4 protein-coding genes, 2 tRNA genes and 1 rRNA gene (1 of these 7 cut by a window edge) are annotated in these 6,488 nt (G+C 60.5%); 3 read left to right on the top strand and 4 right to left on the bottom strand.

Features of this window, described 5'->3' with window-relative positions; genetic code table 11:
* From ABIB00_RS12015 to ABIB00_RS12005, 3 genes are all read right to left on the bottom strand, one after another.
* Positions 1-33 (bottom strand) — tRNA-Ala (locus ABIB00_RS12015); it reaches 43 nt to the left of the window's first position.
* Between the two features lie 33 nt (positions 34-66).
* A tRNA-Ile gene (locus tag ABIB00_RS12010) sits at positions 67-143 on the bottom strand.
* Positions 144-335: 192 nt separating this feature from the next.
* A 16S ribosomal RNA gene (locus tag ABIB00_RS12005) occupies positions 336-1,824 on the bottom strand.
* A gap of 979 nt (positions 1,825-2,803) precedes the next feature.
* Between ABIB00_RS12005 and ABIB00_RS12000 the strand changes: the two genes are divergently transcribed.
* Together ABIB00_RS12000 and ABIB00_RS11995 are read left to right on the top strand one after the other, a co-directional pair.
* A complete protein-coding gene (locus ABIB00_RS12000) occupies positions 2,804-4,867 on the top strand; it encodes a peptidoglycan DD-metalloendopeptidase family protein (protein WP_354104457.1) in 2,064 nt (687 codons plus the stop codon).
* A gap of 167 nt (positions 4,868-5,034) precedes the next feature.
* Positions 5,035-5,397: an SPW repeat protein gene (locus ABIB00_RS11995; RefSeq protein ID WP_247445152.1), complete on the top strand. Its 363-nt coding sequence runs from the start codon at positions 5,035-5,037 to the stop codon at positions 5,395-5,397.
* Positions 5,398-5,446: 49 nt separating this feature from the next.
* Here the strand turns inward: ABIB00_RS11995 and ABIB00_RS11990 are convergent, their stop codons facing one another.
* Positions 5,447-5,857 (bottom strand): hypothetical protein, encoded by a 411-nt coding sequence (locus tag ABIB00_RS11990; RefSeq protein WP_247339972.1) that lies wholly within the window; start codon positions 5,855-5,857, stop codon positions 5,447-5,449.
* A gap of 221 nt (positions 5,858-6,078) precedes the next feature.
* Here ABIB00_RS11990 and ABIB00_RS11985 point away from each other — a divergent pair, with 221 nt between their 5' ends.
* Complete coding sequence (locus tag ABIB00_RS11985) at positions 6,079-6,408, top strand: hypothetical protein (RefSeq protein WP_354104456.1); 330 nt, start codon at positions 6,079-6,081, stop codon at positions 6,406-6,408.
* The last annotated feature ends 80 nt before the right edge of the window (positions 6,409-6,488 follow it).

The following is a 6,488-nucleotide window of genomic DNA, read 5'->3' as shown; positions in this document are numbered from 1 at the left end:
AAGCACGCGCTCTCCCAGCTGAGCTATGGCCCCGTAACCAGAAGACGAATGCTCACTCGATGAGTGTGGTGGGCCTGGGAAGACTTGAACTTCCGACCTCACGCTTATCAAGCGCGCGCTCTAACCAACTGAGCTACAAGCCCCTAACGCATATCCAGTTAAGGACCGGGATCCTGCAACCATGCAGGCCCAGCGCGTGTTCGTCCGCGAAGAAAGAGAAACGAAGACGGCGAAATCCCGCCAATGCAGCTCAACGATCCTGACGACCGTTGGCCACTAATGTTTCTAAAACGATCCGATAGTTAGCCGAAGCTAAGCTGAAGGATCATCCTTAGAAAGGAGGTGATCCAGCCGCAGGTTCCCCTACGGCTACCTTGTTACGACTTCACCCCAGTCGCTGACCCTACCGTGGCCGGCTGCCTCCATTGCTGGTTAGCGCACCGTCTTCAGGTAAAACCAACTCCCATGGTGTGACGGGCGGTGTGTACAAGGCCCGGGAACGTATTCACCGTGGCGTGCTGATCCACGATTACTAGCGATTCCAACTTCATGGGCTCGAGTTGCAGAGCCCAATCCGAACTGAGACGGCTTTTTGAGATTTGCGAAGGGTTGCCCCTTAGCGTCCCATTGTCACCGCCATTGTAGCACGTGTGTAGCCCAGCCCGTAAGGGCCATGAGGACTTGACGTCATCCCCACCTTCCTCGCGGCTTATCACCGGCAGTCTCCCTAGAGTGCTCAACTAAATGGTAGCAACTAAGGACGGGGGTTGCGCTCGTTGCGGGACTTAACCCAACATCTCACGACACGAGCTGACGACAGCCATGCAGCACCTGTGTTCCAGGCTCCGAAGAGAAGGTCACATCTCTGCGACCGGTCCTGGACATGTCAAGGGCTGGTAAGGTTCTGCGCGTTGCGTCGAATTAAACCACATGCTCCACCGCTTGTGCGGGCCCCCGTCAATTCCTTTGAGTTTTAATCTTGCGACCGTACTCCCCAGGCGGAATGCTTAAAGCGTTAGCTGCGCCACTAGTGAGTAAACCCACTAACGGCTGGCATTCATCGTTTACGGCGTGGACTACCAGGGTATCTAATCCTGTTTGCTCCCCACGCTTTCGTGCCTCAGCGTCAGTATCGGGCCAGTGAGCCGCCTTCGCCACTGGTGTTCTTGCGAATATCTACGAATTTCACCTCTACACTCGCAGTTCCACTCACCTCTCCCGAACTCAAGATCCTCAGTATCAAAGGCAGTTCTGGAGTTGAGCTCCAGGATTTCACCCCTGACTTAAAGACCCGCCTACGCACCCTTTACGCCCAGTGATTCCGAGCAACGCTAGCCCCCTTCGTATTACCGCGGCTGCTGGCACGAAGTTAGCCGGGGCTTATTCTTGCGGTACCGTCATTATCTTCCCGCACAAAAGAGCTTTACAACCCTAGGGCCTTCATCACTCACGCGGCATGGCTGGATCAGGGTTGCCCCCATTGTCCAATATTCCCCACTGCTGCCTCCCGTAGGAGTTTGGGCCGTGTCTCAGTCCCAATGTGGCTGATCATCCTCTCAGACCAGCTACTGATCGTCGCCTTGGTGAGCCATTACCTCACCAACTAGCTAATCAGACGCGGGCCAATCTTTCGGCGATAAATCTTTCCCCGTAAGGGCTTATCCGGTATTAGCACAAGTTTCCCTGTGTTGTTCCGAACCAAAAGGTATGTTCCCACGCGTTACTCACCCGTCTGCCGCTGACGTATTGCTACGCCCGCTCGACTTGCATGTGTTAAGCCTGCCGCCAGCGTTCGCTCTGAGCCAGGATCAAACTCTCAAGTTGGACTTGAACTTTGAACCGGCTGATCACAACGTTTTGACGAGGTCCCACCATTTTTCATCGACCGAAGTCGATGAGCTGCCCGCGATTCACATCGCTGGCAACGATGGTGTAACCTTAAAACGTGTACCGCCGAAGTCTTTCGTCCGGTCCCGATCCAAAAAGCCGAAGCTCTTTAAATGCGAGACCCGCAAGGACTCCGCCGTCCACGTTTCTCTTTCTTCATCTTCACTTGTCAAACAGCCCGGGACCGATGTGGCCCCAACCTTCCAGAGAGGAAGGGTTCCGACACCCTTACCGACGATGAATGAACTCCAATCGACTTACGTCGACTGTTGTGTCACTCAACAAGGTGAGGAGCATCAGTGGCGCGTTCGCTCGCCTTGGTCAGTGACCCGGCGGCGCCGCGCTCAGTGGTCGGGTTATAGGCCCCACCCATCGGAGTTGTCAACGACCATTGTCAGAAAATCGTCGCACGGTGGATTGTTCTAAAAAATTGCGTGATTCCATGTGGTTAGAGAAGCGTGGAGCGGACGGTTTGGATCGGCGCGGCGAAAAAACCCAAAAAAAGTTTGGCCTGCGGGGGCTTCTGGAGGCTGCCTGCAGCGCCCCTCCAGACAGGTCCCTCGCGCCGGGCCGTCCAAGAAACTTTTCCATATTAGGCGCCGTACTTGAGCCACATTCCCGCGGCGTTCTGGTACAGACAGAGCTTGAATCGCAGGAATGCCAGTGGGGGCTGCCGGCGGTTTGCTTGGGGTCAGAGGAAGGCGATCATAGGATGAAGCGGCCTTCTTCAGACGTTCGCGAGACATCGAGAGATCTTTTTTCCGCTTAGCTGTTCGTAGTTTCGGCCGGCCCGTCATCAGGGCCTTCTGACCGCGGACGCCTATGCGGCTTGCCCTTTTCGAGCGGTGCCCCTGAAGAGGGCGGCGTAAGAAGGGGCTCGAAACCGGCTCTTGGGTCGTTGATTGGGGGATTTGGGTTGAACCAAAGGACGTCACGCGGCGCTTACGGGCGTGAGACCGGGATCATCGATCTCGGCCACGAGCCGCCGCTGTCCGTTGATGGTTCGGAAGCCGCGGTCATCGATCGCCGCCGTGTCTCGGTGCAATGGTTCAGCGGGACGATCTTGACCGGACTCTGCGGCGCAGCCCTGATCGGCGGCGCCGTTTTCGCATCGCTCGACGGCGAAATGACCTTCGCCAAGGTGCCGGAGCGGGTCGAAGGCGCGCTGCGCGGCGCATTCGGTGCAGCTGACCGCGCCGCCACGCTGCACAAGAGCGACCGCCTGCCACCGCCCAACGAATCCACGGCCTCGCGCAACATCGTGCGCGTCTCGACCGTCGCCCGCGTCGGCAGCCGCGACGTGATGCGGGTGCGCCCCTTCATCCGGATTGCCGGCAATCTGTCGATGACGACGAGCGACCTGTCGGCGAAGATCCCGCCGTTCAACGCCCAGCGCCTTCTCACCGATGTCGGCTCCGATCCGAAGACCGCATCCGACGATCCCAACAATCCGGAAGCGGTCGAACCCGACGCCGAGGTCTCCTTCGTCACCAAGGACCTGTCGCCGGTGCTGCCGAAGGCCAAGATTTCCGCAGTGGTGGCGCTCGATGACATCCTGATGCGGGTGCGCGATGCCGCCAACTGGCGCGGCAATGGCGGGGTGCGCTACGCCACGCTCGCCAATGCCGCCACCGACGTCTCCGGCGCGACCGGCCCGTCCGACATCAGAAGCGCCTACGCCACCGAAGTGTCGCCGTCCGATCCCTATGCCGGCTTCGAGACGCGCGTGGTGCCGGAAAACGTCACGCTGCTGCCGAAGACCAAGGAGCAGATCACCGGGGGCAATCCCAACGGCGAACGCGTCCACATGGTCAAGAAGGGCGACAGCGTCGCTGGCGTGTTGCGCGATCTCGGCGCCACGGCCGACGAGATCAAGGCGATCGCCGCGACGCTCGGGCCCCGCGGCCGCGACGGCGGCCTGAAGGAAGGCGAGAAGCTACGCATCCTGATGGCGCCTGCAAGCCCTGGCGCCCGTCTGCAACCCTACCGCGTGGTCATCGCCAACGAGACCATGGTCGAGGCGATCGCGGCGCTGTCCGATCTCGGCAAATACGTAGCGGTCGACGTCTCCAGCATGAACACCGTCGCCGACGCTGGGGCCAACGCCAACAGCGACGACGATGACGACGATGACGGCACTGGCGTGCGGCTCTACCAGAGCATCTACGAGACCGCGATGCGCAACAAAGTGCCGATGCCCGTCATCGACGACATGATCAAGATCTACTCCTACGACGTCGATTTCCAGCGCAAGGTGGCGCCGGGCGATTCATTCGACGTGTTCTACGCCGGCGAAGACGAGGGCGTGACCGCGAGCGAAAAGAACGACGTGCTGTTCGCTTCGCTCACGCTCGGCGGCGAGACCAAGAAATACTACCGCTACCAGAGCCCTGACGACGGCGTCGTCGACTACTACGACGAGACCGGCAAGAGCGCGAAGAAATTCCTGGTGCGCAAGCCCGTCAACAACGCCATCATGCGTTCCGGCTTCGGCGGCCGCCGCCACCCGATCCTCGGCTATGTGAAGATGCACACCGGCGTCGACTGGGCCACCTCTTACGGAACCCCGATCTTCGCCTCCGGCAACGGCGTGATCGAGAAGGCCGGCCCCGAGGGCGGTTACGGCAAGTACATCCGCATCAAGCATAACAACGGCTACGAGACCGCCTACGGCCACATGTCGGCCTTCGCCAAGGGCATGGAGCCCGGCAAGAAGGTGCGGCAGGGCCAGGTGATCGGCTTCGTCGGTTCGACTGGCGCGTCGACAGGCCCTCACGTCCACTACGAAATCCTCGTCAACGGCCGCTTCGTCGATCCGCTGCGCGTAAAGTTGCCGCGCGGCCGTTCGCTGGAAGGCCCGATGCTGGCCGGCTTCGAGAAGGAGCGCGACCGGCTCGACGGCATGATGAGCGGCCGCGCCGGCGCCATCGCGAGGATGTCGGACGCAACCGGCGGGCCGCTCCAGGTCACCAACCGGTAGCCCACAGTCGTCGCCAATCGTCAGAGAACCGACCGGCGCCCGCCGGGCGTCGGCTCCAGAATCTTCCGTTCTGGAGCCGATTTGCGTTCTGCATCCGATTTGGTTGGAACCGGCCGGGGCGCGAACCGGTTGGTTTCCCACTAGGCAGGGGCTGAATGGAGGATGTTATGGACAATTGGACGAACGCAAAGCTGTGCGACGTCGCCAACCTGATCCTCGGCGCATTCCTGTTCTTCTCGCCGTGGATATTCGGCTTCGACGCCGGAAGGCCTTCCCAGAACGCACATATCGCGGGCATCGTGATCGCAATTTTGGCCATCGCGGCGCTTGCCGCCTTCGCAGTATGGGAAGAATGGCTGAACCTGATCGTCGGCCTGTGGACGCTCATTGCGCCTTGGGTCCTCGGATTCGAAGGGGCCAAGACGGCGATGACGATCCACGTCGTGGTCGGCATCGCAGTCGCCGTGCTTGCCGCCATCGAGCTCTGGATCATGTCACAAAACCCGCCGCGGCTGACCGCAGGCCGCTAGTAGACTGCGCCCCGCCCCACGCACGGGCGGGGCCACGATTGGAGCGGCGCTACGGCAACGCAGTTGCGCGCACGATCACGAAGACGATCCCGATCGCCGTAAGACCAAACGAGACGGCCATGAGCGGCAGCAGGACATCGATCGCGGCATCGGTGCCGTGAAGCGTTGCACCCCAAACCTTGAAGTCGCCGGCTTCCCAATCATGCAATGAGGGCTGCTGTGGATGCGGCTCATCGGACACGTGGTGCCTCCAGACCCGCGACAATATCCACGGAATGCCCGCCGCGACCAGGAACAACAGGCTGACAAACGCAAGCAACAGGCTGACATCACTGCTGCGATCGAACAGTACCCAGGCCATCAGCGCGAACCAGGCGACAAGGACGACCGCGGCACCATAGATCTTTGGATGAAGCTCGTCGAAGGCCGGTCGGTTGCGGGAGACAAGATCCTTGTTCATGGCGATACCCCACATTTGCGGGATTCGCCGGGAACCCATGGCAAGTGCCTTAGCAGCCGACAAGAACTATCGGACGCGACGTCGGTCAACTCCGACGCCGGATTGGTGCGTCCAACCGACGGATCCATGTGGGGGCAACCTGGCCCGGTCGCAGCAGTTTCATTAAATATCCCCAACTCCAGCCAGAGCGGGCGAGATGCTTCTGTTGGCGGAACCAACCAATGGTCGCCACGATTGGTTTTGGTGGCGGTTTCCTGCCTGTTCAGTCAAGAGGAGGACAATCCATGCAGCGCGTCTCACGTGACGACGTGATCAAGGCCGTCAGCGGAGCTGACGACGTCACGATTGCACAGATCATCGGAACCGGCGCGACAGCCGAGGAGCTTGCCGAGGCCCAGGCATGGCTCGCCAACGACGAACCCATGATCAACGACCTCCGTCCACTGGCGCAGGGCCGGGTGCGCGAGCTCGTGGATATCCTTTCGGAGCTTGAACAGGAAGGCGACGAGGAAGGTCCGGCCGATCCAGGCTCTGCGCCCGCAGTCAGCTAGTTAGCCGACCGAGCGGACCAAACATTTCGCCCCGGAGAGGCATCGCCTTCCGGGACGTTTTTCATTTTGCGGTGAGCGCT

The sequence above is a fragment of the Bradyrhizobium sp. LB14.3 genome (genome assembly GCF_040547985.1).
In the GTDB taxonomy this organism is placed as follows: domain Bacteria; phylum Pseudomonadota; class Alphaproteobacteria; order Rhizobiales; family Xanthobacteraceae; genus Bradyrhizobium.
Note: the sequence above shows the minus strand (reverse complement) of the source record. Positions and strands in the feature narration are given on the sequence as shown.

Bases quoted from the DNA above. Each gene is read 5' to 3' on its own strand.
- ABIB00_RS11995 (WP_247445152.1), top strand. From the start codon at position 5,035: ATGGACAATTGGACGAACGCAAAGCTGTGCGACGTCGCCAACCTGATC.
- ABIB00_RS11990 (WP_247339972.1), bottom strand. From the start codon at position 5,857: ATGAACAAGGATCTTGTCTCCCGCAACCGACCGGCCTTCGACGAGCTT.
- ABIB00_RS11985 (WP_354104456.1), top strand. From the start codon at position 6,079: ATGGTCGCCACGATTGGTTTTGGTGGCGGTTTCCTGCCTGTTCAGTCA.